The sequence below is a fragment of the Pseudomonas sp. R9.37 genome, assembly GCF_963878885.1.
GTDB lineage: Bacteria > Pseudomonadota > Gammaproteobacteria > Pseudomonadales > Pseudomonadaceae > Aquipseudomonas.
In genome coordinates this window covers 1-26,011 of sequence record NZ_CAWNZA010000009.1, presented here as the reverse complement: position 1 = coordinate 26,011, position 26,011 = coordinate 1, and the positions used below count along the sequence as shown (strand labels likewise).

Genomic DNA, 26,011 nt, shown 5'->3' with positions numbered 1-26,011 from the left:
TGCATTCATACAAGGTGCGAACATGACCACAACAAGATTGACCATGGCCCAGGCCCTGGTGAAGTTTCTGGATAACCAGTACATCGAAGTCGATGGCGTGCAGAGCAAGTTTGTCGCCGGGGTTTTTACCATTTTCGGCCACGGCAACGTGCTGGGGCTGGGCCAGGCGCTGGAGCAGGACAGCGGCGATCTGGTGGTGCATCAGGGCCGCAATGAGCAAGGCATGGCCCACGCCGCCATCGGGTTTGCCAAGCAGCACCTGCGCCGCAAGATTTACGCGTGCACCTCGTCGGTGGGGCCGGGCGCGGCAAATATGATTACCGCCGCCGCAACCGCCACGGCCAACCGTATTCCGTTGCTGCTGTTGCCCGGCGATGTCTATGCCAGCCGCCAGCCTGACCCGGTGCTGCAGCAGATCGAGCAGTTTCACGATTTAAGCATCAGCACCAACGATGCCTTCCGCTCGGTGAGTAAATACTGGGACCGCATCAACCGCCCCGAGCAACTGATGACCGCTGCGATCCATGCGATGCGCGTGCTCACTGACCCCGCGGAAACCGGCGCCGTCACGTTGGCCCTGCCGCAGGATGTACAGGCTGAAGCCTGGGATTATCCCGACTACTTCCTGCAAAAACGTGTGCACCGTATCGAACGCCGTCCGCCGACTGAAGCGATGATCGGCGATGCGTTGGCTGCCTTTCGAGGCAAGCGCAAACCGCTGATCGTCTGCGGCGGCGGGGTCAAATACGCCGGCGCGAATGCCGCGCTGCAAGCGTTTGCCGAACGCTTCGACATCCCCTTCGCCGAAACCCAGGCAGGCAAGAGCGCGGTGGTGTCCAGCCATCCGCTGAACCTGGGCGGTCTCGGCGAAACCGGCTGCCTGGCGGCAAACCTGCTGGCCCCGGAAGCGGACCTGATCATCGGTATCGGCACGCGCTACACCGACTTCACCACCTCGTCGAAGTCACTGTTCAAGCACCCCGAAGTGACGTTTCTCAACCTCAATATCAGTCCGTGCGATGCCCTGAAACTGGACGGCGTGCAACTGCTGGCGGACGCCAAGGTGGGCCTCGAAGCACTGGCGGATGCCTTGGGTGACTACCGTTCCGACTGGGCGGATCAGCCGCGCGACGCCAAGGCGCAGCTGGACGCCGAGGTGGACCGCATCTACCAGGCCGACTACCAGACGGACAATTTCGTCCCGGAAATCAACGACCACATGGACCCGGCCGTGCTGCGTGAGTTTATCGAGCTGACCGGTTCCTGCCTGACCCAAAGCCGCGTGCTCGGGGTGCTCAACGAAACCCTGGCCGACGACGCCATTATCGTCGCCGCCGCCGGCAGCTTGCCCGGCGACTTGCAGCGCAGCTGGCGCAGCAAGGGCGTGAACACCTACCACGTCGAGTATGGCTATTCGTGCATGGGCTACGAGGTCAACGCGGCCCTGGGCGTGAAGCTGGCCGAGCCGGCGCGCGAGGTCTATGCGCTGGTGGGTGACGGCTCCTACATGATGCTGCACTCGGAGCTGGCCACCTCGATTCAGGAGCGGCGCAAGATCAACGTGGTGCTGCTCGACAACATGACCTTCGGCTGCATCAACAACCTGCAGATGGAACACGGCATGGACAGCTTCGGCACCGAGTTCCGCTTTCGTAACCCGCAGACGGGCAAGCTCGACGGCGGTTTTGTGCCGGTGGATTTCGCCATGAGTGCGGCGGCCTACGGCTGCAAGACCTACAAGGTCGGCACGGTGGAGCAGTTGCAGGCGGCGTTGGCCGATGCGCGTACGCAAACGGTGTCGACGCTGATCGATATCAAGGTTCTGCCCAAGACCATGATCCACAAATACCTGTCGTGGTGGCGGGTCGGTGTGGCGCAGGTCTCGACCAGCGCGCGCACTGACGCGGTGGCCAAACAACTCAATGAACGCCTGGCCAAGGCCCGGCAGTACTAATAACAAGAGGAGTGTTTGTATGTCTTTGAAGTTGGGCGTTATCGGTACAGGCGCCATTGGCCGGGACCATATCCGTCGGTGCAGCCAGACCTTGCTCAATAGCCAGGTGGTGGCGGTGACCGACATCAACCTTGAGCAAGCCGCCAAGGTCGTCGCTGATTTGAAGCTGACCGCCGAGGTGTACGCGGACGGCCATGCGTTGATCAACTCGCCGCAGGTCGAGGCAATTCTCGTGACTTCCTGGGGGCCGAGCCACGAAGAATTCGTGCTTGCTGCCATCGCCGCCGGCAAGCCGGTATTCTGCGAAAAACCTCTGGCGGTGACGGCCGAAGGCTGCCGCAAGATCGTCGATGCCGAAGTCGCCTTCGGCAAGCGCCTGGTACAGGTAGGCTTCATGCGCCCGTACGACGAAGGTTATCGCGCCCTCAAGGCGGTCATCGACAGCGGCCAGATCGGCGAGCCTTTGATGCTGCACTGCGCGCACCGCAACCCGACGGTGGGCGAAAACTACAAGACCGACATGGCGATCACCGACACCTTGATCCATGAACTCGACGTGTTGCGTTGGCTGCTCAACGACGACTACGTGTCAGTGCAAGTGGTGTTCCCGCGCAAATCGAGCAAGGCGTTGGCCCACTTGCGCGACCCGCAGATCGTGCTGCTGGAAACCGCCAGGGGCACGCGCATCGATGTGGAAGTGTTCGTGAACTGCCAGTACGGCTATGACATTCAGTGCGAAGTGGTGGGCGAGACCGGTATTGCCAAACTGCCTGAGCCTTCGCAAGTGCAACTGCGCAGCGAGGCCAAGCTGTCGAATGCGATTTTGATGGATTGGAAGGACCGGTTCATCGGCGCCTACGACGTCGAATTGCAGGCCTTCATCGACAGCGTACGCGCCGGGCAAGTGGGTGGGCCGTCGGCGTGGGATGGGTTTGCGGCAGCGGTGGCGGCGGATGCGTGCATTGAGGCGCAGCGCAGTGAGCAGATCGTGAAAGTCGGCCTGCCGCCACGCCCGCATTTTTACGGCTAAGCCCAAATCCACACTTCAAATGCATTAAATGTGGGAGCCTCTGAACATGCGTATCGCCTTAGACCCCTACATGTACCGCCATCTGCCCCTTGGCCAGATGGTCGACAAGGCCGCGGAGCTGGGCTACCAGCACATCGAGCTGTCGCCCCGCGAAGACTTCCTGCCGTTCTACAAAGGCGCTCGCGTTGACCGTGCGCGCATCAAGGAATTTCGCAAGGCCTTGAGCGACGCCGGTGTGCACCTGTCATCCCTGCTGCCGATGTACCACTGGGCCGCGGCCGACGAAGGCCTGCGCGTCGCCGCCGTGCGCAACTGGAAGCGTGCGATCCAGATCGCCGTGGAAATGGACTGCGAGCTGGTCAACACCGAGTTCACCGGCCAGTCCGACAACCCGCTGGTGTGCGAAAACCAGTTCATGCGCTCCATGGATGAGCTGATCCCGGAGTTCGAGCGCGAAGGCATCAAGCTGGATATCCAGGCGCATCCGTATGACTTCTGTGAGCGCAACAACGAATCGGTGGACATCATTCGCGGCCTCGACCGCGACTGGATCAACTACCTCTACGCCGCGCCGCACACCTTCTTTTATGACGACGGCAAAGGCGATATCGCCTCGATGCTCAAGTACGCCGGTTCCAAGCTCAGCCACTTGATCATTGCCGACACCTATAACCACCGCGCGTCGTCGAACCTGCGCTACATCGTCAACCCGCCGGGCGTTACTGCCACCGTGCATCAGCACCTGGACATCGGTCAGGGCGAGGTCAACTGGGAGGCGTTTTTCGGCACCTTGCGCGAGATCAAGTTCGACGGCATCGCTACGGTTTCGGTGTTTGCCTGGGAAGACCGGCCGGATGAGTCCAACCGGATGATGCTGGAGCGGGTGACCCGCGAGCTGTGCCAATAAGCAACCGATCGTTCCAACGCTCTGCGCAGGAACGATCAAGGATCATTTTCGGGCAGGTGGAATGCAGTCAGTGTGGGAGCTGGCTTGCCTGCGATAGCGGTCTTTCAGTGGCGGGTTCATTGACTGACACGCTGCTTTCGCAGGCAAGCCTGCTCCCACATTTGAACTGGGTTTCCACTTCATGAAGGAGCGCATCTATGCGAATCGGACTAGTTGGCTACGGCCACGGCGGCCGTTTTTTTCACGCACCGTTGATTGCAACGTTGCCCGGCGCAACGTTTGTCGGCGTGGTGACACGCTCACCTGAGCGGCGCCAGCAATTGGCGGCTGACCATCCCGGCCTCAAGGCCTACGACTCCATCGGCCAGATCGTCGAGGCCGGCGTTGATGCCCTGGTGATTTCCACCACCCTCAAAGGCCGCCCGGCCTTGGTATTGGAAGCCATCGAACACGGCGTCGCCGTGGTCAGCGACAAACCGTTCGCCAGCAATGCCGAACAGGCCCAGGCACTGATCACCGCTGCCGAACGCCAGGGTGTGTTGCTCAGCGTCTACCAGAACCGGCGCTGGGATTCGGATTTCCTGACCTTGCGCAAACTGATCGACACCGGCGCGCTGGGCGAGATCACCCGGTTTGAATCGTGTGTGGAGCGCTACAACCCGCAATCGGTAGGCAATGCCAGCGGCGGCGGCTGGCTGCGTGACCTCGGCAGCCACCTGGTGGACCAGGCACTGCAACTGTTCGGCCCGGTGGATCGGGTGTTCGCGCAATTACACTTCAGCGCGGAATACCCGACGCTGGACCACGGTTTCTTCGTTTCCCTGACCCACGCCAACGGCGTGATTTCCCACCTGTGGGGCAGTGCGCTGCAGAACAGCCAGGCCCCGCGTTTTCGCGTCAGCGGCACCCGGGGGTGTTACACCGTGGACGGGCTTGATGGCCAGGAAGAAGCGCTGATGGCGGGCAAGACGCCGAAAACCGAAGGCGAGCACTGGGGCGCTGAAGAGCACCGACGCTGGGGCTGGTTTGAGCAAGGTGCGGAACGCGAGCGTGTGCCATCGGAGAAAGGCTGCTGGACGCAGTTCTATCGCCAGTTGCACAGTGCCGTGCAAGGGCAGGGAGCGCTGCCGGTCAACGCCTATGACGCACTGGAAACCACCCGTATATTGGACGCCGCACGCCTTAGCAGCGAGCGCCAGCAGGTGGTTTCAACAAAAATAGAATAAAATTCTAAAACAGGTTGATATGGAAATTATTTTCCAATAAAGTCTTTTCCAGGTTGCAAAAAGTACGCTTCGGGCTTGATCCAGGCGACTCAACAAAAACAAGATCAAAAACAACCAGGTACCGTCAGATGAAAATCTTCAACGCTGTACTGCGAGTTTTACGCCCTGCCCAGCAAGCGCCACGCGGTCTGCCCCGCGCCCGGCCGTTTTATTTCTCCTTCCTCAATGTGCTGTGCGTCGAAAACAAAGACGCCCTGGTGTGCTGCATTCCGGGAGCACCGATCGTGCGGCTGCCGGCTTCCTCGCTCTGAAAAACGCAACGTCCACAAAACCAACAAGAAATTGGAGACAGACCGTTCATGAAGACCCCGATCCGTTTCACCGCGCTGGCCTTGTCCATGCTGCTTGCCAGCGGTTTTGCCTCGGCTGCCGATATCAAAGTAGGCGTGAGCATGTCCGCCTTCGACGACACCTTTCTGACTTACCTGCGCGAGGACATGGACAAGCAAGCCAAGTCCTACCCCAAGGGAGATGGCGTGCAGCTGCAGTTTGAAGACGCCCGCGCCGACGTGGTCAAGCAACTGAGCCAGGTCGAGAACTTCATCAGCCAGAAAGTCGACGCGATTATCGTCAACCCGGTGGATACCGCGTCGACCAAGAACATCATCAGTGCGGCGACCAAGGCGGGCATTCCGCTGGTGTTCGTCAACCGCCGGCCTGATCAGAAAGACTTGCCTAAAGATGTGGTGGCCGTGACCTCCGATGACGTCGAGGCCGGTCGCCTGCAAATGCAGTACATCGCCGACAAACTCGGTGGCAAAGGCAAGATCGTGATCCTGTTGGGCGACCTGGCCAACAACTCCACCACCAACCGCACCAAAGGCGTGAAAGAGGTTCTGGCCAAGTACCCCGGCATCACCATCGAACAGGAACAGACCGGCACCTGGCTGCGTGACCGCGGCATGACGCTGGTCAACGACTGGCTGACCCAGGGGCGTGAGTTCAATGCGGTGCTGGCCAACAACGATGAGATGGCCATCGGCGCCTCCATGGCGCTGAAATCGGCGGGCACCCAACCGGGCAGCGTGTTGATCGCCGGGGTCGACGGCACGCCGGACGGCTTGAACGCGATTACCAAGGGCGACATGGCCGCGTCAGCGTTCCAGGACGCGAAAGGGCAGGCTGTCGGCTCGGTCGAAGCGGCGCGCAAGATGGCCAGGCACGAGCCGGTCGAGCAGAACGTGATTATTCCGTTCAAGCTGATCACGCCGGACAACGTCAAAGACTTCAAGTAGTCCTTCATAACAACAATAAGCGAGCAGGGCGGCCACGGTCGTCCTGCTGATGGAGTACCCGATATGCTTGCTCAAGCGGTTGTCTCGCAGCCTCCCGGTATCCAGCCCCTGGCGCCGGAAGAACCCTACCTGCTGGAAATCCTCAACATCAGCAAAGGCTTTCCCGGCGTCGTGGCCCTGGCCGATGTGCAACTGCGCGTTCGCCCTGGCTCGGTGCTGGCGCTGATGGGCGAGAACGGTGCAGGCAAGTCGACGCTGATGAAGATTATCGCCGGCATCTACCAGCCCGACGCCGGTGAAATACGTCTGCGCGGCAAGCCGATCGTGTTTGAAACGCCGCTGGCGGCGCAAAAGGCCGGGATCGCGATGATCCACCAGGAACTCAACCTGATGCCGCACATGAGCATCGCCGAAAACATCTGGATCGGCCGCGAGCAGCTCAACAGCCTGCACATGGTCAACCACCGCGAAATGCACCGTTGCACCGCCGAGTTGCTGGCGCGTTTGCGCATCAACCTGGACCCTGAAGAACACGTCGGCAACCTGAGTATCGCCGAACGGCAGATGGTCGAGATTGCCAAGGCGGTGTCCTACGACTCCGACATCCTGATCATGGATGAACCAACCTCGGCCATTACCGAAAAGGAAGTGGCCCACCTGTTTTCGATCATTGCCGACCTCAAGTCCCAGGGCAAAGGCATCGTCTATATCACGCATAAAATGAATGAAGTGTTCGCCATCGCCGATGAAGTCGCGGTGTTTCGCGACGGTCATTACATTGGCCTGCAGCGCGCCGACAGCATGAACAGCGACAGCCTGATCTCGATGATGGTCGGCCGTGAACTGAGCCAGTTGTTTCCGGTGCGTGAGACGCCCATCGGCGAGCTGCTGCTGTCGGTGCGCGACTTGCGACTGGACGGCGTGTTCAAGGGGGTGTCATTCGACCTGCACGCCGGGGAGATCCTCGGCATCGCCGGGTTGATGGGCTCGGGCCGCACCAACGTGGCGGAGACGATTTTCGGCATTACCCCAAGCTCTGGCGGGCAGATCACCCTTGACGGCAAGCCGGTGCGCATCAGCGACCCGCACATGGCCATCGAGAAAGGCTTTGCGCTGTTGACCGAGGACCGCAAGCTCAGCGGCCTGTTCCCGTGCCTGTCGGTGCTGGAAAACATGGAAATGGCGGTGCTGCCGCATTACTCGGGCAACGGTTTTATCCAGCAAAAGGCGTTGCGCGCGTTGTGTGAAGACATGTGCAAAAAGCTGCGGGTGAAAACCCCGTCTCTGGAGCAGTGCATCGACACCTTGTCCGGCGGTAACCAGCAAAAGGCCTTGCTGGCGCGCTGGCTGATGACCAACCCGCGCCTGCTGATTCTCGATGAGCCCACCCGTGGCATCGACGTCGGCGCCAAGGCCGAGATTTATCGCTTGATCTCTTTTCTCGCCAGCGAAGGCATGGCGGTGATCATGATTTCGTCCGAACTGCCTGAAGTGCTGGGCATGAGCGACCGGGTGATGGTGATGCACGAGGGCGACCTGATGGGCACCCTGGACCGTGCGGAGGCGACGCAGGAAAAAGTCATGCAGCTGGCTTCCGGTATGACCGTAGTCCACTGACGAACAGCAGCGCAGGCCTGCGGTTGGCCTGTGCCACAGAACAAGAAGGTGATTGGCTATGAACGCAATAACAGACAACAAGCCTGCCACGGCACCGGTCAAGCACCGCAGGCGCTTGCCCACCGAGCTGAGCATCTTCCTGGTGCTGATCGGCATCGGGTTGGTGTTTGAACTGTTCGGTTGGATCGTGCGCGACCAGAGTTTTCTGATGAACTCCCAGCGTCTGGTGCTGATGATCCTGCAAGTGTCGATCATCGGCCTGCTGGCGATTGGCGTGACGCAGGTGATCATCACCACGGGCATCGACTTGTCCTCAGGCTCGGTGCTGGCGCTGTCGGCGATGATTGCCGCCAGCCTGGCGCAAACTTCGGATTTTTCCCGCGCGGTGTTTCCCAGCCTGACGAACTTGCCGATGTGGATACCGGTGGCGATGGGCTTGGGGGTCGGGCTGCTTGCAGGGGCGATCAACGGCAGCATCATTGCCGTTACGGGGATCCCGCCATTTATCGCGACCCTGGGCATGATGGTCTCGGCCCGCGGCCTGGCGCGTTACTACACCGAAGGCCAGCCGGTGAGCATGCTGTCGGATTCGTACACGGCGATCGGCCATGGCGCGATGCCGGTGATCATCTTTCTGGTGGTGGCGGTGATCTTCCATATCGCGCTGCGCTACACCAAGTACGGCAAGTACACCTACGCCATCGGCGGCAATATGCAGGCGGCGCGCACGTCGGGGATCAACGTCAAGCGCCATTTGATCATCGTCTACAGCATCGCCGGGTTGCTCGCGGGCCTGGCTGGCGTCGTCGCCTCGGCACGTGCCGCGACCGGCCAGGCCGGCATGGGCATGTCCTATGAGCTGGATGCGATTGCCGCAGCGGTGATCGGCGGCACCAGCCTGGCGGGCGGGGTGGGGCGCATCACCGGCACCGTGATCGGCGCGTTGATCCTGGGCGTGATGGCCAGCGGGTTTACCTTTGTCGGCGTGGATGCGTACATCCAGGACATCATCAAGGGGCTGATCATCGTGATCGCGGTGGTGATCGACCAGTACCGCAATAAGCGCAAGCTCAAGCGCTGAGCCGATGGAGGAGCTGGCTCGCGAAGAACCCGAGAGCGCTGCGCGGTGCCAGACTCCCCGTGCATCGTCGACGATCCTGGCGAGCAAGCTCGCTCCAGGGTTTACGGAGCCAAAGGCAGGAACCGGCGCTCTGCCAGTTCACGGCCGATTGTGCCATGGTGCACATCCACCACGCTTTGTGGGCCCCGGGCGTTGGCCAGGAGCGAGTAATAACTGTCCTTACGTTGATTCTTTTTTTTCAGGTGGGCCACGGTGTAGTCGTGCTTCGGTGTGTCGGCTTTGGCGTAATGAAAATGTGCATACCACAGCGGATAGCCGCGTTTGTCGTTGACCGCGTACTCCTGGATGAAATCCTGCCGGACGCCTCGCATCTCAATGCGTGAGCCGAGCCTGGCCAGTTGTACGAGGTCCCGGCCCAGCAAGTACACCAGGTTAGCGTCGTTCGGTGGCAGTTCCAGCGAGTACTGGACGCGCAGTTCCTGGCCCTTGGTGGTCAAGGTCGTGACCGCCGCTCGCATCTCGTCCAGCAGGGTCTGGTCGGTAAGTACTCTTGAATCCTCCGGCTTGGCCTGGATGGATCGATAGAGTTCGTCGGCCAGCTCGGTGAATCGGCGAGCCTCCTTCTGCAGACTCTCCTGGATCTCGACAGGAAACTTGGAAACCTTTGCATAGCCGGCCTCACGCTTGAGGATCGGCATGAGCTCTTGCAGGTATTTGCGCGCTTCACCTTTGACCACACTCAGTGCCCGCGTGCCTGGCGGCAGCAGCGGGGCGCTGGGGCGTACCTCTATGATTTCGTCCCATTGGTGCTCGTGCTGTGAGTAAGTGCCCAACAGTTGGTCACCCTCTACGGAGCGCACTTCGACCCGATCGATTGGCAACGTTGCGTCGGCAGGCTTCAGGTCGCCGATCAAAACGCCTTGCTTGCGGGTCTTGATCACCTTTTTCTGCGGGCCGCCGTCAGCAGGCCGAGGATGCTTGGGAGGGTGCTTGACCGCGTTGGGTTCAGGCTTGATCTCGGCGGCCAACTGCTGCATGGCATCCTGGTACAGCTCTGTCAGCAGTTTTTGTATGTGTTGGAAAGACGTCATGTGCAAGTTGTCGGCATGAACCATGGCGATGCTTTGCAGCGCGTCCAGCGCCTGGCCGTAGTGCCGGAAGAGACTGTCCAGTACGTTCAGGCGGTCATCCGGCGTCAGGCTAAGGGTGCTGAGTTCAGCATGAGTGCGCACTTGGGGGTGCAGTGACTCAAGCACGGAATACAACTCGGTGTTGGCGCTATGCTCCCAGGTTTTGACGCTCAGGTATTTAAGGGTATTGAGTTGCTGGTATTTGATCGCCAATGCGCCAAGCTCGGCAGGGCGGTTCATGGTCAGGCGGTTATAGCTTTCCAGGCCGGGCTGGCCCAGATTGAATAATTCCAACAGGTAGTGATCCTTGAGTTCCAGGGCCTTTATCTGCCGCTCATTGATTTCACTCATCTCATTGAGAAATTGTAAGTGATGGGCAACGTTGGCGAGCATGGCGGGTGTCGGTTCGATCTTCCCGCCCATGAACTCCCGGTGCATGGCATAGAGCGCTTGGCGGTCCATGTCGGCGATCACGACTGACTTGCGCGCGTTATTGATGGTGTTTTCCAAAAGTATGGCACTGACCTGGGCCGGGAAGGGGATGTGCAACGCTTCACGCTCTTTGCGACTGTCGAGTATTTTGCGATACCCCTCACTCTGTTCGTATAAAGCCCTGTCGAAGGCCCTGCGGGTGCTGGCCTTTGCTGCGTCGGAGTACTTGGGGTTGGCGGCCGCCAGGGTCATGAGCATTTCTGCATCGTCAGCTTTTTTTTGCTGGGCTTGTTGGTCGTTGGAAAATTGCTCGTATTGCGCGTTGAGCTGTATTTTGCGCTCGGCCTGGCGCTTTCGTTCGGCGGCAATGCGTTTGGCTGGCATCCCACCGCGCAGGCGCAGGCGCAAGTCCAGCGACCAGTTGCCCAAGCCGTCGGTTTGCAGGAAAGGCCCCAGCCGGGTGGGGTCGATGGGGTCGACAATCACCACGCCTGCGTCGCGGTCAGGGCTCAGTTTGTACCACTGGGTATCCAGCAAGGCGTACCAGTCTCCCAGGTACGAATACAGCCCTCTGCGTGGCCCGTCCAACTGGGGCGTGGGCAATGGCTCGGGCTTGGGTGCCCTGAACCCGGCCAGCCGCTCGCGTTGGCTGGGCGTGAGTTGGAGGTGGGCGTTGGAAAAGCTGAAATCGAACACCGTGGCGTCCCTCGCTAGCCCTTCGTTTTCCAGTACGGTAGAACCTTGGTGCACCGCAGGGGCGGGTGGGGGTGGCCAGTGCTCGTTGCCCAGCCTGGTAAGCGGTGAACGAAGCGCTTGTTGCCTGACATCGTCAGCCAGCGGTGTCGAGGGCGATGTCGTCGGCGGTAGCCATTGGTGCATCAGCATGCCGATGTTCAGCAACAGGTCAACCAGCGCCAATTCACGGGTCACCGGATCATCGCTGCCAAGGGCTGGAATATCATGGCTGGCACTGCTCATCAGGCTGAGCAGCCAACCCGTGAGCATAAGGGGGCCTCTGGCCAGGGGCAGCAGCAGGGTGTTGAACAGCAGGCCGGCGCCTTCAAGCAGCACGCGCCAGCGGCTCTCGTGGTTGGAAACCGAGGCGCGATCAGCCTGATCGACCAGCGCCCGTGCGTTACTGCCATACAAAAACTGCATCAGTTGGCCGCTGGACAGAAATTGCCTCAGCTCGTCGTTGCTGCCATCAGTCGCCAGGGTGGCGGGTTGCGGTACGTCAGGGACGCTGAACTCATCGCCCATGCCAAATCGCGGGTAATGGGGTTCCTGGAATCCACCGTTGGCGTAGACCGGCCTCGCGCCGTCGGACAACCAGGTCAGCACACTGGTCTGCAATTCACCAGGATGGGCAATGGCCTGCAGCAAGTCCTCGCGGCTGGCGAACTCCCGGAGGGGATCGGCATACAAGGGCCGGTACAGCAGGTGTGGGCCGGCGAGGGCGCTCTCGGATTCGATGATGTACATATTGGTGACAACATCCGGTGTCGCTTGGGATTTGCGCACCAAGGCGAGGTGGCGAATGACGATGGCCTGGCCTTCGACCTGGCGCTGCTCAATGCGCTCGCCCATCAGTGCAGCCACGTAGTCAGCCCCGCGCAGGGTCATGCCGTGCTGATTGTTCAGCGCCCATTCCAGGGCCAGCATTGGCAACTGTGCGACGGTGTGTTGTGCGAAGCGCTCTGTGCGTTGCCGCGCCTGGTCACTGTCGCCGAGCAATTGGGTGTCGAGCAGTTCGGGGTAGGCCTTGCCAATATCGACCTGCTCGATCAGGCCGCCGCGGCCTTTGATGTAGTCGGGCGTCAGCCAGGTTGGCAGGGGCAGCGAGCGGCGATGTCGTACGGTGAGTTGCCCATGGGGCTGGCCCTGCAGGTTGGTGATGGCCAGGTCAGTGAGGCTCATGTGTACGGGCTCGACGAAGCCGGAGCCTCCTGGGTATCCGACGGCCACGCTGAATGTCAATTGCAGGTCATCGGGGTGAAACTGTGCGGCCTTCGACTGTTCGGGCGTCACCTTGTCGAAGGTGATCTCATCATGTTTCAGCTGTTGCAACAGGGCATTGGTTGCGAAGGTGTAGATGTCTGGAATATCGCTGAGAAAGGTGTGGCCGTTGCTGCGTTTCTTGGCGCTGGCCAAGGCCAGGCTATAGCGTCCATAGCGTATCTGGTCAGCCGCGCAGGCATGTTGCAGCCAGGCCGGGGCTTGTTGGCGCAGTGTCGTCTGTAGCTTCGCGGCAGAGGCCGGCGCATCAAGAAAAGAGTGGGCGGGGTTGCCGATCTCCAGGCACAGCACGCGAAGTGTATCGAGTTCCAGGCGGGTGGGCAGGGTGAGGGCACCCAGGTCTTGCAGTTGCTGATTGAGCATCAGTGCCGCCTGGATGTCGAAAACGTTGCCGTCTGGCTCCCATTGTTGGGTGGTGATGTGCTCGACCACGTAGGGCTGCGCAACCTGTAGGGCCCAGGCCTGGAGGCTGGCGTCCATGGACGAAAAACGTTCGCAGGCACCGGTGGTTTGGCAGAGCAGGACCCGGGTTGCCTGGGTCAACAACAGGTGGGGGCTAAGCAGGGGGAGTGTCTGTTGACCTTCCTTGAGCGTCGCCCGCGGGTAATAGGCGCGCACGGCGTTGGCCCCGAATCGACGGATACGTTCGTCGCGGTCGGGGTAGTTGATCAGTTGTTCAAGCATTTCACGCTCAGGGCCGTCCAACTCCGCCTGGCTGATGGCGGCGACCCTGAGGTTGTCGGCCAGCCAATCGCTGAGCCAGCGCCAGCGCGACACGCCGTTGTCGGCCTCTTCGCGCCAATAAGTGGCCAGGGCGTTTTGCAGGGCTGTCGGCAGGGTCAAGGGTAATTCCTTGATCAGGTTCTCGATGATGTTCATGTCGAGGGCGGAGGTCGCCGGGGCGGCAAGCTTGAGACGGCTAGGCGGGGCGTCGGTCAGGTAGCAGGACTCGCCGTGACGGTCACTTAAGTCCAGCGCGGTGCCGGTGGCGAGAAACTCGAGCACGCGGGCCATGAGCGGATGCAGAGTCCAGCCGCCGGTGGGATGGGGTATCGCCAATTGTGTACGGGACAGATCAATGACCAAGGTTGGATAGCGTTGCCGGATCAGCTCTGTCAGCAGTTGCCGGGTGACAGTGTCCAGCGTCGGGCGTGAGGCAAATTGTGTGCTGACAGCTTGTGCGGGGAGCGCGCGATGGGCGGAGGGGATGGCGGGCATGAGAGGTCCTGTTCGGCAGTGAAACTTCGGAGCCTCTATCTATACCGGGGCGAATTTTCGCCGGGAGGTATCCAACTGCCGCCACCGCGTGCTGGAATCTGTTGAATCGCCCTTGCGCATAGGCCTGGTGGCCTTATTCAACCGTCTGTCTTCTATATAGCTCCACAACACTGAATTTCTTGCTATAAACGCACTCCGATGACCATTCGCCAAGCCCGTCCTGGTGCCTTTGGGGGTTAATTGGGAAAAAATGCCTGTCTTTTCAGTTGCTGAGCCCTCAAGTCGGCCTTAGACTGCCGCCCCTCGTAAATTGAGTGCCGGGTGGCGCTTGAAATGGACGGCGCCTTTGCGAGGCCTGCAGAGGTCTGCCGGAACGCTCCCTTATTCGCCTTAATGCACGTATTTTTTATAGAGAAATCAATGACAAAGGAAAAGTTGCTGGCCATGCCGGCGGATGACTACATGAATGCTGAACAGCACGCTTTTTTCGAGCAGCTGCTGCAAGACATGAAAGTGGAACACCACGAGCGCATTGAACAGAACCGTATCGCCATCGAAAGCCTGGACACCCCGGCTGACCCGGCTGACGCGGCTTCCGTTGAAGAAGAGCGCACCTGGCTGGTCAATGCCATCGATCGCGACCAGCGCATGCTGCCGCAGCTTGAGCGTGCACTGGAACGCATCAAGGAAGACTCCTTTGGCTGGTGCGACGACAGCGGCGAGCCTATCGGCCTTAAGCGCCTGCTGATCAGCCCGACCACCAAGTACTGCATCGAAGCGCAAGAGCGCCACGAGCAGATCGACAAGCATCAGCGTCAAGCCTGATGTTCTGAAGTTGGGCGCTGCTGATGCGGCGCTCAAGAGCAATACCGGTTACGCCCCTGTCTATTGATCTGCTGCAAGCTTCCCACTAACGGCCCATGGATAATGGCCCGATAGTGGCGTTTAATGCAGAAACAATAACGACAAGCAGTGGGGTAACGACGATGGCTGGAGACGGATCTCTGATGGGCGCGGCAGTGCCCGTGCACACGCGGGTGCGCGCGCTGCCCGGCTGGCTGACGCCGCTTTTGCAGAGCACCGCCCTGGTGCTGGTTCTGCTGGGCCTGGCGTTGGCTGGCTTGCCGCTGTACCTGTGCCTGCCGCTGGCCTTGCTGGTGATATGGCTGCCCACCCTTAAAAGTCGAACGCACCGCGTGGCGCCTGCCCCAGTCGCCGATACGATGGGCGAACTGACTCGCGATCTTTCCTACACCACCAGCCATAACGCGCTGTCTGCTGCCGGCGTGGCCTATTCGGTCAAGCAATTGGCGGCCCGTTTGCAATCGCAGTTGAGCGCAGCCAGGCAAATCGTCAGCAGCGCGGAAGTCATGATCGGCACTGAGCAGGTCACCTCCCAACTCAGCCGTCAAGCCTTGGGTGCGGCCAGCCAGGCGCATCAGCACAGTACGCAGGGCCGTGAAGTGCTGGCCGAGTCAATCACGCGCATGCGCCAGCTCAGCCAGCGTGCCGACGCCAGTCGCCAGTTGATTGAAGCCTTGAGCCTGCGCAGTGAAGAAATCCAGCGCGTCACGCTGGTGATCCAATCGATCGCCAGCCAGACCAACCTGCTCGCCTTGAACGCGGCCATTGAAGCGGCGCGAGCCGGTGAGCATGGGCGCGGATTTGCCGTGGTTGCCGATGAAGTGCGCGGCCTGGCCGGGCGTACTGCCACGGCGACCGATGAGGTTGGAGTGATGGTCGCCGATATCCAGCAACGCACGGCGCAAGTGGTGGAGCAGATTCGACAGTTGTCGGCGGACCTGCACACGGGCGTCGAACAGGTGGAACACGCCGGCGAGCAACTGGAGAGCATCGCCAGCCTGGCGGCGGACGTGGAAGGGCAGGTGAATGAAATTGCGCAGGGCACCGATACCAACCGCGCGCAACTCGACAGCCTGTTCCATGCGGTGGAGCAGATGCGCAGCGATCTGACCGTGAGTGACCAGCAAACCCGCCAACTGGCCGACGCCGCCGTGCAAATGGAAGGGCAAGCCGAAACCATCAGTGAGCGCTTGGCAGAAGTCGGCCTGGATGACTATCACCAGCGCATCTACGATTTAGCCCGCGAGGGCGCACACCGCATCGCCGAGCAGTTCGAAGCCGATGTATTGCAAAACCGCATCAGCCTGCAGGACTTGTTTGACCGCAGTTACACGCCCATCCCGAATACCAGCCCGAGCAAATACCACACGCGTTTTGACCGTTACACCGATGAGGTTTTGCCGGCGATCCAGGAAGCGCTGCTGCCGCGCCATGAGGGGTTGGTATTCGCCATTGCCTGCACGCCTCAGGGTTATGTACCGACACACAACAAGGCTTTTTCCCAGGCGCTCACCGGCGACGCGCACGTCGATGCGGTGCAGAACCGCACCAAACGCAAGTTCGAAGACCGTACCGGTATCCGCTGTGGCAGCCATCAACAGGCCGTGCTACTGCAGACCTATACCCGCGATACCGGCGAATTGATGCACGACTTGTCGGTGCCGATCATGGTCAACGGGCGGCATTGGGGCGGCTTGCGTTTGGGCTATAAACCGGAGGTGGCGAAGCCGGCGCGCTAGCGATTGTTGCTGTTTATGCAAGGGAGATATTCCAGGGATAGCTTTTTCCAACGGGAAGAAAACCGTAGCATGGCCAACATTGTTAGGTAGCTAACTAATATGGCGGAGAAGCTCCATGCAAAACAAAGTCGATGTCGCCGTGATGATCGGCAGTGGTGTTCCCGAAACCCTGCGCTCGCTGGGTCAGAAAGCCTGCTGGGTTGTGCTGCTCAATGGCGAGCAACGCGGCACGGCGTTCGCCAGCCGCGAAGAAGCGCAGGAGTGCAGGGCTGCCTGGGAGGCGTTACTACGCCTGGAGCAATCCGACAGCCTGCATTGAGGCTATTTAGTGGGGTTGATGCAGGCGCTGGTTCAGTTCGTCCACGGGGATAGCCCATTCGGCGTCCTCACGCAGTTCTTCTTTCAGAAACGCCGCTTGTTGCGGCGTCCAGAAAGGCGCATCGATCAGCTTCACGTCTTCAGCCAACGGGTGCGCATCGATGAATGCGTCGATTGCCTCCGGAGTTGAATCCAGGCCCAATTGTTCAAACAGCGTTTCGAGAGTGGGGATTGGCGCGTCCATAGTGTTCTCCATGCAAGGTGATGGTCGTTGTGCATGTGAGGCGCAGGAGGCGGCAGAGTTCTATCGGATTGTCAGGAATTGAGTGCACCTGAATCCACGGCGGTTTTAAGTGCCTTGGCGGCATCTTTTGCCGCCGTTACAGCGGCATCGACAGTTTTGAACCAACGATCTTTTTCTACCTGGTGTGTTGTGACCGTGGTCAGCGGTGGTTTGGCCCGCATGATGATCACCGCTTGAAACTCACCGTCAACTTCCCTCGCATCGCCATGGATGAAAAATTCGCCAATATCAAATTCCGTCACGTATAGCCTTCCCTTCAAGGTAACTGCACTGATAAAACCTGACCCGATAGGGGCAAACTTCAATGGACGGGCCAGTATGGCAGTTGTTGAGGGGCGGCGGCGCAGTAAACTCATCCAGATGACGAAACGATTCCCGGGTGAAAGGTCAGCGGGTTGGCTTCGAGCTTTTTAGCCAATTCGCAGGCCCGGATGTGGTTGCTGCGAAAGCCTCTGATCCTGCCGCTGGTCACTTCCAGAATATGAAAGAAATCGCGGCCCGCCGGTACAACTTGGTAAAGAACGGAATTGGAGTACCCGTCGGGGCTGTCCAGGCAGTAGTATTGACGCTCGTCTGGACATGATGAACGAGTGCGGGAAGACGTAGCATTGAGTTGACGTGTGTGCATGGCCGGCTCCTGTCGGTCGATCTTGTTTGACTTGCCCGCAGCGTTTTCAGGTGGTTTTGACCCGCGTTGCTGTTTTAGTATTGTCCACAGCGTTGGCCTGGTTCCATGGCCAGGTATTTTGTGATGTGTATGCTGTCGGAAACTGCGTTTTTAATTGGGTTATTCTCTGAAGCTGACCGGCCTGTATTCTCAGGTCCTTGAACCTGTGATTTCCTGTGGCGCCTGATGACTTGCACAAGGTCCATCACGTATCTGTGTACAGTCTTACAGCGCAGCAGCGGGTTCTCTTCAGTTTTTTAATGAATGTGTGATCGAGCCGTTACGGCCGTTTTTTTGTGCTGTCCGCTGCGGCGGTCCGTGCTTTTTTGATGTGGGGGCGTTTCCTTGGCAGTCAGTAATCTGGATATGCACGCGTTATTCGTGCTGGGTGATTTGCGCGCAAAGTTGGTCAAGCAGTTTCAATCCCGTTTTGTTTACATCACCGAACAGACGCCGGAAGGCATCTACATTGCCGAAATCGACACCGAAGCGGCGATGGTGGTGGATGACAAACCGCGCCTGGAGCTCAAGGTCGGCGACCATTTTCGCGCGGCGGTGCTGCCGAGCCGTGAAGGCGGCAAATTCGAATTGAAGTTCCGTGATATCAAATTGACGGTGTATGGCCTGGGCGATTACGCCTTTGTTTCTTCAGCCGAAGGCCAGGGCATCGTATTCAAGGAAGGCCACAGCGTAATGCTGGTGTTTGCCGCACACGAACAACTGCAGGAAAACCTCACCAAAACGCTCAAGGCCGTGACCGGCAAGGCCGCCAAGTGGCGCAAGGGTGAACTGGTGACCTTCAAGGCCAGTGAGTAGTCGATAAACCTCGCGTGTATTTCTGCTCTTCCGGAACCTCTACTACAGTTGAGTTGACTTAACTAATCAGAGGCTTCGCGCATTGGCAGCAAAGCCGTCCGCCATGGCTGCGAAAATGCGAGGTGCAAAAGGCATGAAAGGATTGAGAACCCTGTTGGCAGCGTCCCTGACGGCGTTGAGCCTGTCGGTGGCTTCATTGCCGGTATCGGCCGCCCAGGCTCCGGTGCATTTTGCCGACCTGAACTGGGAAAGTGGCAGCCTGATCACCGAGGTGCTGCGCTTTATCGTTGAGAAGGGCTACGACCTGCCCACCGATACCTTGCCCGGCACTACCATCACCCTGGAAACCGCGCTGGCGAAAAACGACATCCAGGTGATTGGCGAAGAATGGGCCGGCCGCAGCCCGGTGTGGATCAAGGCTGAGGCCGAGGGCAAAGTGGTAGGCCTGGGCGACACGGTCAAGGGCGCCACCGAAGGCTGGTGGGTGCCGGAGTATGTCGTCAAGGGCGACCCTGCCAAGGGCCTCAAGCCTCTGGCGCCAGACCTCAAAAGCGTCACAGACCTGGCGCGTTACAAGGATGTGTTCAAAGACCCGGAATCTCCAGGCAAGGGGCGCTTCCTCAACAGCCCTATCGGCTGGACCTCGGAAGTGGTCAACAAGCAGAAGCTCAAGGCCTACGGCCTGGACGACAGCTACGTGAATTTTCGCAGTGGTTCGGGCGCCGCCCTGGATGCCGAGATTGCGTCATCGATCCGTCGTGGCAAACCGGTGTTGTTCTACTACTGGTCGCCGACGCCGCTGATGGGGCGTTACAAACTGATCCAGCTGGAAGAGCCGCCGTTTGATGCCGATGCCTGGAAGACCCTGACCGACGCGGATAATCCCAACCCGAGGCCCACTCGGTCATTAGCGTCCAAGTTGAGCATTGGTGTATCGACGCCGTTCCAGCAGGCAAACCCGCAGATTGCCGAATTTTTTACCAAGGTTCAGTTTCCCATCGAGCCGCTGAACAAGGCCTTGGCGACCATGAGCGAGAATCATACGGCGCCACGCGAAGTGGCCCAGGCGTTTCTCAAGGAGCATCCTGAGGTGTGGAAGGCGTGGTTGACGGAGGATGTGGCGCAGAAGGTTGAGGCGAGTCTGAAGTAAGCCGACGGCCTTGCATGGATGAGCATCCAAATGTGGGCTTGTGTGGGAGCCGGGCTTGCCCGCGATGCAGGCACCTCGGTTTATCAGGTAGACCGAGGTGATGCTATCGCAGGCAAGCCCGCTCCCACATTTTTATTGTATTTCAGGCTTAGAACTTGGTTTGAACGGCCACTTCAAATGTGCGTGGCGACCCCAAATAATAAGCTGGCGACACGTGCGCAAACTCGGCATACACCTCGTTGGTCAGGTTGCGCACCCGGCCGGTGACCGAGGTGTGCGAGTCGACCCGGTAGCGCAGGAACGTCCCGAACAGCGTGTAGGCCGGCACCGTCAGGGTATTGGCATTGTCCGCATACACCTGCGCGACATACCGCGCATCCACGCCCCCCTGCCAATCTTGCGTAAAGTCATAAGTCAGCCACACGTTGCCCACGCGCTTGGGTACGTTGGTGGGCGTATTGCCCTTGCGTGAGACCACCGCGCCGCTGGCGATTTTTTCGTTGAAATCATCGTATTCGGCATCCACCCAGGCGAAATTGCCCTCGGCCAGCAGCGTTGGCGTGATGCGCAATGAGCTGGCCAACTCAATGCCCTTGGAGGACTGCGCGCCCACTGGAATGCTGTTGTTCGGGTCCAGCGGGTCGGTGACGGCAAAATCCTTGCGTTCGATCTTGTAGGCCGCGACGGTGGCCGAGCCGCGACCGTCCAGGTAATCGAACTTGCTGCCTACTTCCCACTGTTTGCCGGTCGACACGTCGAACACTTGGGTGGTGGTCGACGGCTGCTCGGCCGCGGTGCTGTATTGCACATACACATTGGCCGATGGGATGAACTGGTAAGTCAGGCCCACGCGACCGGTCACCGGCTCCCAGCTGCGCTTGAAGTGACGTGGGTTGGTGGCCGTCACCGTTCTGTGGTTGGTAACGTCCAGGTCGATAGCGTCGTAGCGCAGGCCGGTCAGCAGCGAGAGTTTGTCGGTGAGGCCCAGACGGTTTTCGGCGAACAGTGCCTTGGTGGTGACCGCATTGGTTTTGTCCTTGACGAAGCCCGGCCGGGTGCCCGGTATATCGTAGAAGTGCCCCGGGGTGTAATGGTTCGGGTCCACGCTACTGTTACCCGGCACGTTCAGTGGGTTGTTGGTGGTGCTGTTGACCTTGTACTCGAAGCCGCCGGACCAGGTGGTCGACAAGCCGAAGAACGTATCGTCATGGCGCAGTTCGAACTGGTTGCCGTTCTGTTCGCCCTGATGACGCACCTGGTAGGCCGTTGAACGGTTCACCGCGCTGTTATCGGCGTTGTATTGGTAGGTCTCCAGGTTGCGGTAGTCGCGCTGGCTGTCCAAGTGATAGAGCGTGTTCTTCAGCGTGGTGCTGTCGTTGATCCGATAATCAATGATCGAACGCGCCCAGATCGTGCGCTGCTCGTAACGACCATCGGCAACGTTGTAGTTGTTGAACCGGTTGTGCCGGTCGATTTTCAACTCACCCGCCTTGGGGTTGAGCACCGGCGTGCCCCAGTACGGGCTGTCCTCATGTTCATCCTGATATTCCAGCGCCAAGGTGTGGGACAGGTTGGGCGTCAGGTCGCTGAGCAGCGAAAACGCCACGCTCCAGGCATCCCGCTGGTCGCGGTCGATGTAACTGTGGTTGGTGTTGCGGCTCACATCCAGTCGAGCGTAATGCTGCACCTCGGCGCCCGGTTCGGTCAGTGCGTGGTTGAGGCCAAAGGCCATGCCGGCGGTGTCGTAGCTGCCGTAGGTGAGTTGGCCTTCGGCCGCCTGTTCCTCGCGGGTTGCCAGCTTGGTCACGTAGTTCAGCGAGCCGCCCACGGAGCCGGCACCGTTGATCAAGGAGGAGGGGCCGCCGACCAGTTCGACGCGGTCATAGATCCACGCATCCACCGGCCGAGCCAAGCCGGTGGCGACGTTGATGCCATTGAACATCTGAGTGATTTGGCTGCTGGTAAACCCACGGTAAGACACAAACCCGCCAAACCCCGGCGGCGCACTGGCGTTAACGCCGGGCAAGGTGTTGGCCGCATCGCGGAAGGTCTTGGCGCCATGGCGCTCAATATCGTTGCGCGTGGCGATGGCCACTGACGCCGGGGTTTCCCGCACGCTCAAGCCCAGCCGCGACGCCATGCCGCTGGATTGGTCGAGCGCCAGGCCGGGCTCGGCGGCTTGCTCACCATCAATAGTGGTGGGGGCCAACTCAAGCGCCCAGCCACAGACAGGCAGGCAGCCGAACAGGCCCGCCAACAGGGGTAAATATTTCATGGTTGAATCCTGAAAAACTTGGCTTGAAAACAACGCACAGCCGTACGTACTCCCCGAGGGGAACGGTGGCCAGTGCAAATCAGAAAGCGAAGGGATCAGGCGAGAGCGGGAGGCGCGCGCGGGTTGGCCGCAGGCCAGGTGAAACGGGCAGGGATGTCAGCGGCAAGCACCACCGCCGGTGGTGGCGCATGGGGCTGTGGCAACACCGCCACATTCAGGCTGGAACTCAGTGCCGGGCCCATACCGCCGGTCGAACACAACGGGCAACCGAACGCCTTGGACAACGTCGGCAGATTCTCATCCGTGGAGTTGGTTTGCGCGGGTGCCTGGGTACGCGGGTCCACCGTGCAGAACTGGCCGCCGATGCCGTTAAGCTGCATCCCCAGCATCTGCCCATGCCCAATACTGCACGCGAACACATTGAACAGGACGCAGCAGTAAAGCATCCAGGCAATGAGCGAGCGGTCGGCACGGGCGATTTTCATGGGGCGGCACTTTACCATCAGCCGCCGACGAAATGCCTACAAAAAATCTCAGGGCGACTATCATCATTCGCACATTTTCAGGGAGCGCCCGCCATGAGCTTTGTCATCGCGCGATGGATCGTCGGGGTTTTTACCTGCATCAGCATGGTGCATTTGTACTGGGCCGCCGGCGGCAAACTCGGCAGCCTCGCCGCCATCCCCCAACTGCCCGGCGAATTCGCCCACGGGCCGCGACCAGCGTTCAAACCCTCGGCACTCGGCACCTTCCTCGTCGCGATGGGCTTGGTGGCGATTGCATTGCTCGTCTGCCTGCGGGCCGGGCTGTATTTCTCGCCGGTGTCCCATGGCGCGCTGCAGTGGGGGATCAGCGCGATTGCCGTGGTGATGTTTGCCAGGGCGATTGGCGATTCGGAGTTGGTGGGGTTTTTCAAAAAGGTGGGTGGGTCGAGGTTTGCCAAGTTGGATACGTATTTTTATTCGCCGTTGTGTTTGGTGTTGGGGGTGGGGTTGTTGGTGGTGGCGTGGGGTTAAACGTTTGTTGGGTAGAGCTGAATTCTAGCTGCTCTAATCTCAACGAATCCAGGTGCCTGAGGTATAGGCCCATCAAGCTCGATGAGGATTGTTGAATCGCCGAGTCTTAATGCGGTGCATTCTTCATTTTCGCTATGGAATAGCTCAGCGGTTATATAAGTGATGTCGCCTATCGCAATGATTTTTGGCGTTTTCTCAGAGGAGGGCGTCATATTTTTTCCCCAAGAAAAAACCTCATCCAAATCGAACTCAACATCAACGATGTCACCGGATTTTGGCACAGCGTCGTTCCATAGGGCGGTGCCACTTCCGACGGGTGAGTGGAATCTCATAATTAAAGTATTTTTTCCTTCGAATACGTCAGCTATTCTTATCCTCATGTCAACTGCTCATAGTCGAATGTTGATTGGCTGATTTCACTTTGCGAGAAGTTTTGCGAAGTCAATATAGCCTTCGAACGATAGGCATGCGATCCAGGTCATGGGCTCTGGCACTATATAAGTATGCTGAGGCAATTCGGAGAAAACCTTGAGCACCTCGCCCAGACTTTCACGCCCTACTGAGTAAGCTACCGAACAGGAATCACCTACGAAATACATTTTCTCCGTATTTGTCTTGTTGATTTCTTGGGTCAGTAATAGTAGTGGGTTGATCGAGGTGCTTGAGTCAAAATTTATGCTGTTCTGTAGTTTTGACCACGCAATTTGGCTTCCGGAAAAAGGGATATTCCCATTAATGCTGTCAACAAGTTTTTCGTGCTCTAGCTCGGGCAAAATGCTAAATGTTATTTTTAGACCCTCAAGGTCTCCAATTACCTCTTCGTCTAGGTAGTTCATTTTTTTACGAACCTTTTTGTCAGTTGAAGTACCATTTTGGGACTTCCATTAAAAAGATAATGAGGTCCTTTTTGCTTTCCAGACCAAACGTTTATGTGAGCACCGCTTCTGTCGTCGTATTCAACGCGGTAGCCAGTTTTACCGTCAGCCGTTTGCATCCCGATTGGTTCTCCTTTGCGTGGGCCGAATTTTCCTAGGGTTGGTTTTTCTGCGCGAAAATCATTTTCGAGCAGCCAGTTCAAGGCTTTATTTGACGCCTGCTCATACGTAGATGACTGCGCAGAATCGCTCGTTCCCGGAGGTCTTTGCTCTGGATTTTTCGGTGACTTTTTTTCTAACTGTCCAGGGCAGCCACCAGCGATGCAAGACAATCCTAACGGATCAACCCACCCCGTAGGATTAGGCACGTACTGGTACGCATTGACCCCACCCGCCAGCTTCACCGGGTCGGGTGTCAGGTAGCGACCAATATCTGGATTGTAGTAGCGATGGCGGTTGTAGTGCAGCCCGCTTTCCGGGTCGAAGTATTGGCCTTGGAAGCGCAGTGGGTTGTCGATTTTGTTGATGTCGAGGCGGCTGATCTGGCCGTAGGCGCGGTAGTGCGCGGACCAGACGATTTCGCCGTCGGGCGCTGTGAGTTCTTGCGGTGTGCCTAGGTGGTCGAGTTGATAGTGGAAGGGCTTTGTGTCTTTCGGGCCAAAACCTTCCAGCAGGGCGAGCGGCCGAAAGCTGTCCGGTTCATAGATGTAACTGCGATGCCGATCCGCGTGATGCTCCGCAATCAGCTTGTCGCCTTGCCAGAAGAACTCTGTGGTTATCCCATCAACGGTTTTGCTGATCCGCCGACCGAATGGGTCATAGCGATAACTAGCGGTTTGCCCGTTCGGTTGGGTGATGCCGATCAACCGATGCTGACAGTCGTAGCGATACTCGGTGACGAGTTGGTGCCCTTTACCGCGTCTTTGGCGGATCAGGTTGCCAAACGCGTCATAGTCATAATGATGATCGCCCTGAATCACCAACCGATTCCCCGCCACGATGTCCGGGCCGGGGCGGTCCTGCATCAGCAGGTTGCCAGCCGGGTCGTGGCCGAAACGCTCTTGCTGGTCTTGCGAGTGATCCGCGCGGGTGAGCCGGGCGAGGGGGTCGTAGTGGTAGTGGTGTTCGCCTTTGCGGGTGTCGAGCAGGCGGGTGAGGTTGCCGGTTTTGTCGTAGTCGTAGTGGCGGCGGTAGTGCTTGTGTTCTTCCTGGGTCACCGCGTGGGCGTGCAGGCGGTTTTGGTCGTCGTAGTGGTAGTGGCTGAGGAGTTCGCCTTGCTGGCGCTGGCGTTCGCGGCCGGTGTTGAACAGGTGGGATGTTAGGGTTTTGCCATTCAGTTCGACGGTGGCGAGGTGGCCGCCTTTGTCGTGGTTGAAGGTGAGGCGGTTGTTGTCCGGCAGGCGCAGGTTTTTCAGTTGGCCGCAGGCGTCGTAGCCGTAGCGTAAGGTGCCCCAGCCTTGGTGGTCGGCGGTGAGGCGGTTTTGGCTGTCGTATTCGTAGGCTAACGCCCAGTGGCCGTCGTCGACGCTGAGGAGGTTGCCTTGGCGGTCGTAGGCGTATTCAACCACTCCACCGTCTGGAAGGGTTTTTCGTACGAGCCGCCCGGAAGGGTCTCGCTCGTAGCGAGTGACTAGCTGACTGCCATCGTCGCCGTGTTCGGTTTTTTCCAGCAGGTTGCCGTTGAGGTCATACACGTAGGCCGTACGCTGGCCGTCAAAACCGATTTCCTGCTGGATCAGGCCGTTGGGGTGGTAATCAAGCCGGTAGGTCTCGCCGACTTCGTTTTCGATCTCGGTCAGCAATAACCGCACGTTGTCGTAGCGGTATTTAACCTGGGTGCCATCTGCATTGAGACGGCGACTGATCAGGTGCAAACCGTCGGCGTATTCGTAACGGGTGACGTGACCCAATTCGTCACGTTCGGAGGTGATTTTTCCGTACGGGTTGTAGCTGTATTCCCGCGTTGCGCCGCCAGGAAGTACGACAAGAATCAACCGGCCGACGCTGTCCCACTGATACTGGGTCAGCGCCCCATGCTCATCCTCACGCGCAACCTGTCGCCCAACATCGTCATAGCGATA

The 26,011-nt window shown here is 59.1% G+C and carries 23 protein-coding genes; 14 read left to right on the top strand and 9 right to left on the bottom strand.

The genetic code is table 11. From position 1 onward, the window contains the following. Positions 1-22 precede the first annotated feature (22 nt). The 8 genes from iolD (at position 23) to AACU78_RS06110 (ending at position 9,110) form a co-directional block, all read left to right on the top strand. On the top strand, positions 23-1,954 hold the full coding sequence (iolD, locus tag AACU78_RS06145) for a 3D-(3,5/4)-trihydroxycyclohexane-1,2-dione acylhydrolase (decyclizing) (protein WP_106580289.1): 1,932 nt from the start codon (positions 23-25) through the stop codon (positions 1,952-1,954). 19 nt (positions 1,955-1,973) lie between these two features. Then, a complete protein-coding gene (locus AACU78_RS06140; protein ID WP_106580288.1) occupies positions 1,974-2,984 on the top strand; it encodes a Gfo/Idh/MocA family protein in 1,011 nt (336 codons plus the stop codon). Positions 2,985-3,030: 46 nt separating this feature from the next. Beyond that, on the top strand, positions 3,031-3,891 hold the full coding sequence (locus AACU78_RS06135) for a sugar phosphate isomerase/epimerase family protein (protein ID WP_106580287.1): 861 nt from the start codon (positions 3,031-3,033) through the stop codon (positions 3,889-3,891). Positions 3,892-4,088: 197 nt separating this feature from the next. After that, positions 4,089-5,117: a Gfo/Idh/MocA family protein gene (locus AACU78_RS06130; RefSeq protein ID WP_106580286.1), complete on the top strand. Its 1,029-nt coding sequence runs from the start codon at positions 4,089-4,091 to the stop codon at positions 5,115-5,117. A 128-nt stretch (positions 5,118-5,245) separates the two neighbouring features. Next, entirely contained in the window at positions 5,246-5,428 is a 183-nt protein-coding gene (locus AACU78_RS06125; protein ID WP_106580285.1) for a hypothetical protein, read from the top strand. Between the two features lie 48 nt (positions 5,429-5,476). Further along, complete coding sequence (locus AACU78_RS06120; RefSeq protein WP_106580284.1) at positions 5,477-6,412, top strand: sugar ABC transporter substrate-binding protein; 936 nt, start codon at positions 5,477-5,479, stop codon at positions 6,410-6,412. Between the two features lie 63 nt (positions 6,413-6,475). Then, entirely contained in the window at positions 6,476-8,029 is a 1,554-nt protein-coding gene (locus AACU78_RS06115; RefSeq protein WP_106580283.1) for a sugar ABC transporter ATP-binding protein, read from the top strand. A 58-nt stretch (positions 8,030-8,087) separates the two neighbouring features. Beyond that, positions 8,088-9,110 (top strand): ABC transporter permease, encoded by a 1,023-nt coding sequence (locus AACU78_RS06110; protein WP_106580282.1) that lies wholly within the window; start codon positions 8,088-8,090, stop codon positions 9,108-9,110. Between the two features lie 101 nt (positions 9,111-9,211). Here the strand turns inward: AACU78_RS06110 and AACU78_RS06105 are convergent, their stop codons facing one another. Then, complete coding sequence (locus AACU78_RS06105; RefSeq protein ID WP_106580281.1) at positions 9,212-13,906, bottom strand: dermonecrotic toxin domain-containing protein; 4,695 nt, start codon at positions 13,904-13,906, stop codon at positions 9,212-9,214. Positions 13,907-14,326: 420 nt separating this feature from the next. On the opposite strand from AACU78_RS06105, the gene AACU78_RS06100 reads away from it, so the two are divergent. The 3 genes from AACU78_RS06100 (at position 14,327) to AACU78_RS06090 (ending at position 16,828) form a co-directional block, all read left to right on the top strand. Continuing rightward, a complete protein-coding gene (locus AACU78_RS06100) occupies positions 14,327-14,731 on the top strand; it encodes a TraR/DksA family transcriptional regulator (protein ID WP_010564800.1) in 405 nt (134 codons plus the stop codon). 95 nt (positions 14,732-14,826) lie between these two features. Further along, complete coding sequence (locus AACU78_RS06095; RefSeq protein WP_371924201.1) at positions 14,827-16,509, top strand: methyl-accepting chemotaxis protein; 1,683 nt, start codon at positions 14,827-14,829, stop codon at positions 16,507-16,509. Positions 16,510-16,624: 115 nt separating this feature from the next. Continuing rightward, positions 16,625-16,828: a hypothetical protein gene (locus AACU78_RS06090; protein WP_106580279.1), complete on the top strand. Its 204-nt coding sequence runs from the start codon at positions 16,625-16,627 to the stop codon at positions 16,826-16,828. 6 nt (positions 16,829-16,834) lie between these two features. On the opposite strand, the gene AACU78_RS06085 is transcribed toward AACU78_RS06090, so the two are convergent. The 3 genes from AACU78_RS06085 to AACU78_RS06075 form a co-directional block, all read right to left on the bottom strand. Next, entirely contained in the window at positions 16,835-17,071 is a 237-nt protein-coding gene (locus AACU78_RS06085; protein WP_106580278.1) for a DUF2789 domain-containing protein, read from the bottom strand. 71 nt (positions 17,072-17,142) lie between these two features. Continuing rightward, positions 17,143-17,373, bottom strand: coding sequence for a hypothetical protein (locus AACU78_RS06080; RefSeq protein WP_106580277.1), 231 nt, complete (start codon positions 17,371-17,373; stop codon positions 17,143-17,145). Positions 17,374-17,483: 110 nt separating this feature from the next. Beyond that, positions 17,484-17,759, bottom strand: a complete 276-nt coding sequence (locus AACU78_RS06075) for a hypothetical protein (protein WP_106580276.1) — start codon at positions 17,757-17,759, stop codon at positions 17,484-17,486. 405 nt (positions 17,760-18,164) lie between these two features. Here AACU78_RS06075 and AACU78_RS06070 point away from each other — a divergent pair, with 405 nt between their 5' ends. Further along, positions 18,165-18,614 carry a hypothetical protein gene (locus tag AACU78_RS06070; RefSeq protein WP_177410138.1) on the top strand — a complete coding sequence of 150 codons (450 nt, stop codon included), beginning with the start codon at positions 18,165-18,167 and terminating at the stop codon, positions 18,612-18,614. 133 nt (positions 18,615-18,747) lie between these two features. Then, the gene (locus AACU78_RS06065; RefSeq protein WP_106580274.1) at positions 18,748-19,764 is read left to right on the top strand and encodes an ABC transporter substrate-binding protein; all 1,017 of its coding nucleotides are present in this window, start codon (positions 18,748-18,750) and stop codon (positions 19,762-19,764) included. 148 nt (positions 19,765-19,912) lie between these two features. Here the strand turns inward: AACU78_RS06065 and AACU78_RS06060 are convergent, their stop codons facing one another. After that, positions 19,913-22,039, bottom strand: coding sequence for a TonB-dependent receptor (locus AACU78_RS06060; protein WP_106580273.1), 2,127 nt, complete (start codon positions 22,037-22,039; stop codon positions 19,913-19,915). Between the two features lie 95 nt (positions 22,040-22,134). Continuing rightward, the gene (locus tag AACU78_RS06055) at positions 22,135-22,524 is read right to left on the bottom strand and encodes a DUF2946 domain-containing protein (RefSeq protein ID WP_106580272.1); all 390 of its coding nucleotides are present in this window, start codon (positions 22,522-22,524) and stop codon (positions 22,135-22,137) included. Positions 22,525-22,617: 93 nt separating this feature from the next. Between AACU78_RS06055 and AACU78_RS06050 the strand changes: the two genes are divergently transcribed. Then, entirely contained in the window at positions 22,618-23,055 is a 438-nt protein-coding gene (locus tag AACU78_RS06050; RefSeq protein WP_106580271.1) for a DUF3995 domain-containing protein, read from the top strand. Here AACU78_RS06050 and AACU78_RS06045 read toward each other — a convergent pair. From AACU78_RS06045 to AACU78_RS06035, 3 genes are all read right to left on the bottom strand, one after another. Then, a complete protein-coding gene (locus AACU78_RS06045; protein WP_106580270.1) occupies positions 23,052-23,435 on the bottom strand; it encodes a hypothetical protein in 384 nt (127 codons plus the stop codon). The two genes, AACU78_RS06050 and AACU78_RS06045, sit on opposite strands and share 4 nt — an antisense overlap. 36 nt (positions 23,436-23,471) lie before the next feature. After that, on the bottom strand, positions 23,472-23,891 hold the full coding sequence (locus tag AACU78_RS06040; protein ID WP_106580269.1) for a hypothetical protein: 420 nt from the start codon (positions 23,889-23,891) through the stop codon (positions 23,472-23,474). Next, positions 23,888-26,011: RHS repeat-associated core domain-containing protein (locus tag AACU78_RS06035; RefSeq protein ID WP_146151472.1), on the bottom strand; the 2,124-nt coding region annotated here is incomplete at its 5' end. The genes AACU78_RS06035 and AACU78_RS06040, both read right to left, overlap by 4 nt.

What these genes read in the sequence shown, in the direction of transcription:
- AACU78_RS06095 (WP_371924201.1), top strand. Translation starts at nt 14,827, where the DNA reads ATGGATAATGGCCCGATAGTGGCGTTTAATGCAGAAACAATAACGACA.
- AACU78_RS06115 (WP_106580283.1), top strand. Translation starts at nt 6,476, where the DNA reads ATGCTTGCTCAAGCGGTTGTCTCGCAGCCTCCCGGTATCCAGCCCCTG.
- AACU78_RS06075 (WP_106580276.1), bottom strand. Translation starts at nt 17,759, where the DNA reads ATGCACACACGTCAACTCAATGCTACGTCTTCCCGCACTCGTTCATCA.
- AACU78_RS06060 (WP_106580273.1), bottom strand. Translation starts at nt 22,039, where the DNA reads ATGAAATATTTACCCCTGTTGGCGGGCCTGTTCGGCTGCCTGCCTGTC.
- AACU78_RS06125 (WP_106580285.1), top strand. Translation starts at nt 5,246, where the DNA reads ATGAAAATCTTCAACGCTGTACTGCGAGTTTTACGCCCTGCCCAGCAA.
- AACU78_RS06130 (WP_106580286.1), top strand. Translation starts at nt 4,089, where the DNA reads ATGCGAATCGGACTAGTTGGCTACGGCCACGGCGGCCGTTTTTTTCAC.
- AACU78_RS06135 (WP_106580287.1), top strand. Translation starts at nt 3,031, where the DNA reads ATGCGTATCGCCTTAGACCCCTACATGTACCGCCATCTGCCCCTTGGC.
- AACU78_RS06045 (WP_106580270.1), bottom strand. Translation starts at nt 23,435, where the DNA reads ATGAGGATAAGAATAGCTGACGTATTCGAAGGAAAAAATACTTTAATT.
- AACU78_RS06090 (WP_106580279.1), top strand. Translation starts at nt 16,625, where the DNA reads ATGCAAAACAAAGTCGATGTCGCCGTGATGATCGGCAGTGGTGTTCCC.
- AACU78_RS06050 (WP_106580271.1), top strand. Translation starts at nt 22,618, where the DNA reads ATGAGCTTTGTCATCGCGCGATGGATCGTCGGGGTTTTTACCTGCATC.
- AACU78_RS06055 (WP_106580272.1), bottom strand. Translation starts at nt 22,524, where the DNA reads ATGAAAATCGCCCGTGCCGACCGCTCGCTCATTGCCTGGATGCTTTAC.
- AACU78_RS06105 (WP_106580281.1), bottom strand. Translation starts at nt 13,906, where the DNA reads ATGCCCGCCATCCCCTCCGCCCATCGCGCGCTCCCCGCACAAGCTGTC.
- iolD (WP_106580289.1), top strand. Translation starts at nt 23, where the DNA reads ATGACCACAACAAGATTGACCATGGCCCAGGCCCTGGTGAAGTTTCTG.
- AACU78_RS06140 (WP_106580288.1), top strand. Translation starts at nt 1,974, where the DNA reads ATGTCTTTGAAGTTGGGCGTTATCGGTACAGGCGCCATTGGCCGGGAC.
- AACU78_RS06040 (WP_106580269.1), bottom strand. Translation starts at nt 23,891, where the DNA reads ATGAACTACCTAGACGAAGAGGTAATTGGAGACCTTGAGGGTCTAAAA.
- AACU78_RS06110 (WP_106580282.1), top strand. Translation starts at nt 8,088, where the DNA reads ATGAACGCAATAACAGACAACAAGCCTGCCACGGCACCGGTCAAGCAC.
- AACU78_RS06120 (WP_106580284.1), top strand. Translation starts at nt 5,477, where the DNA reads ATGAAGACCCCGATCCGTTTCACCGCGCTGGCCTTGTCCATGCTGCTT.
- AACU78_RS06065 (WP_106580274.1), top strand. Translation starts at nt 18,748, where the DNA reads ATGAAAGGATTGAGAACCCTGTTGGCAGCGTCCCTGACGGCGTTGAGC.
- AACU78_RS06100 (WP_010564800.1), top strand. Translation starts at nt 14,327, where the DNA reads ATGACAAAGGAAAAGTTGCTGGCCATGCCGGCGGATGACTACATGAAT.
- AACU78_RS06085 (WP_106580278.1), bottom strand. Translation starts at nt 17,071, where the DNA reads ATGGACGCGCCAATCCCCACTCTCGAAACGCTGTTTGAACAATTGGGC.
- AACU78_RS06070 (WP_177410138.1), top strand. Translation starts at nt 18,165, where the DNA reads ATGCACGCGTTATTCGTGCTGGGTGATTTGCGCGCAAAGTTGGTCAAG.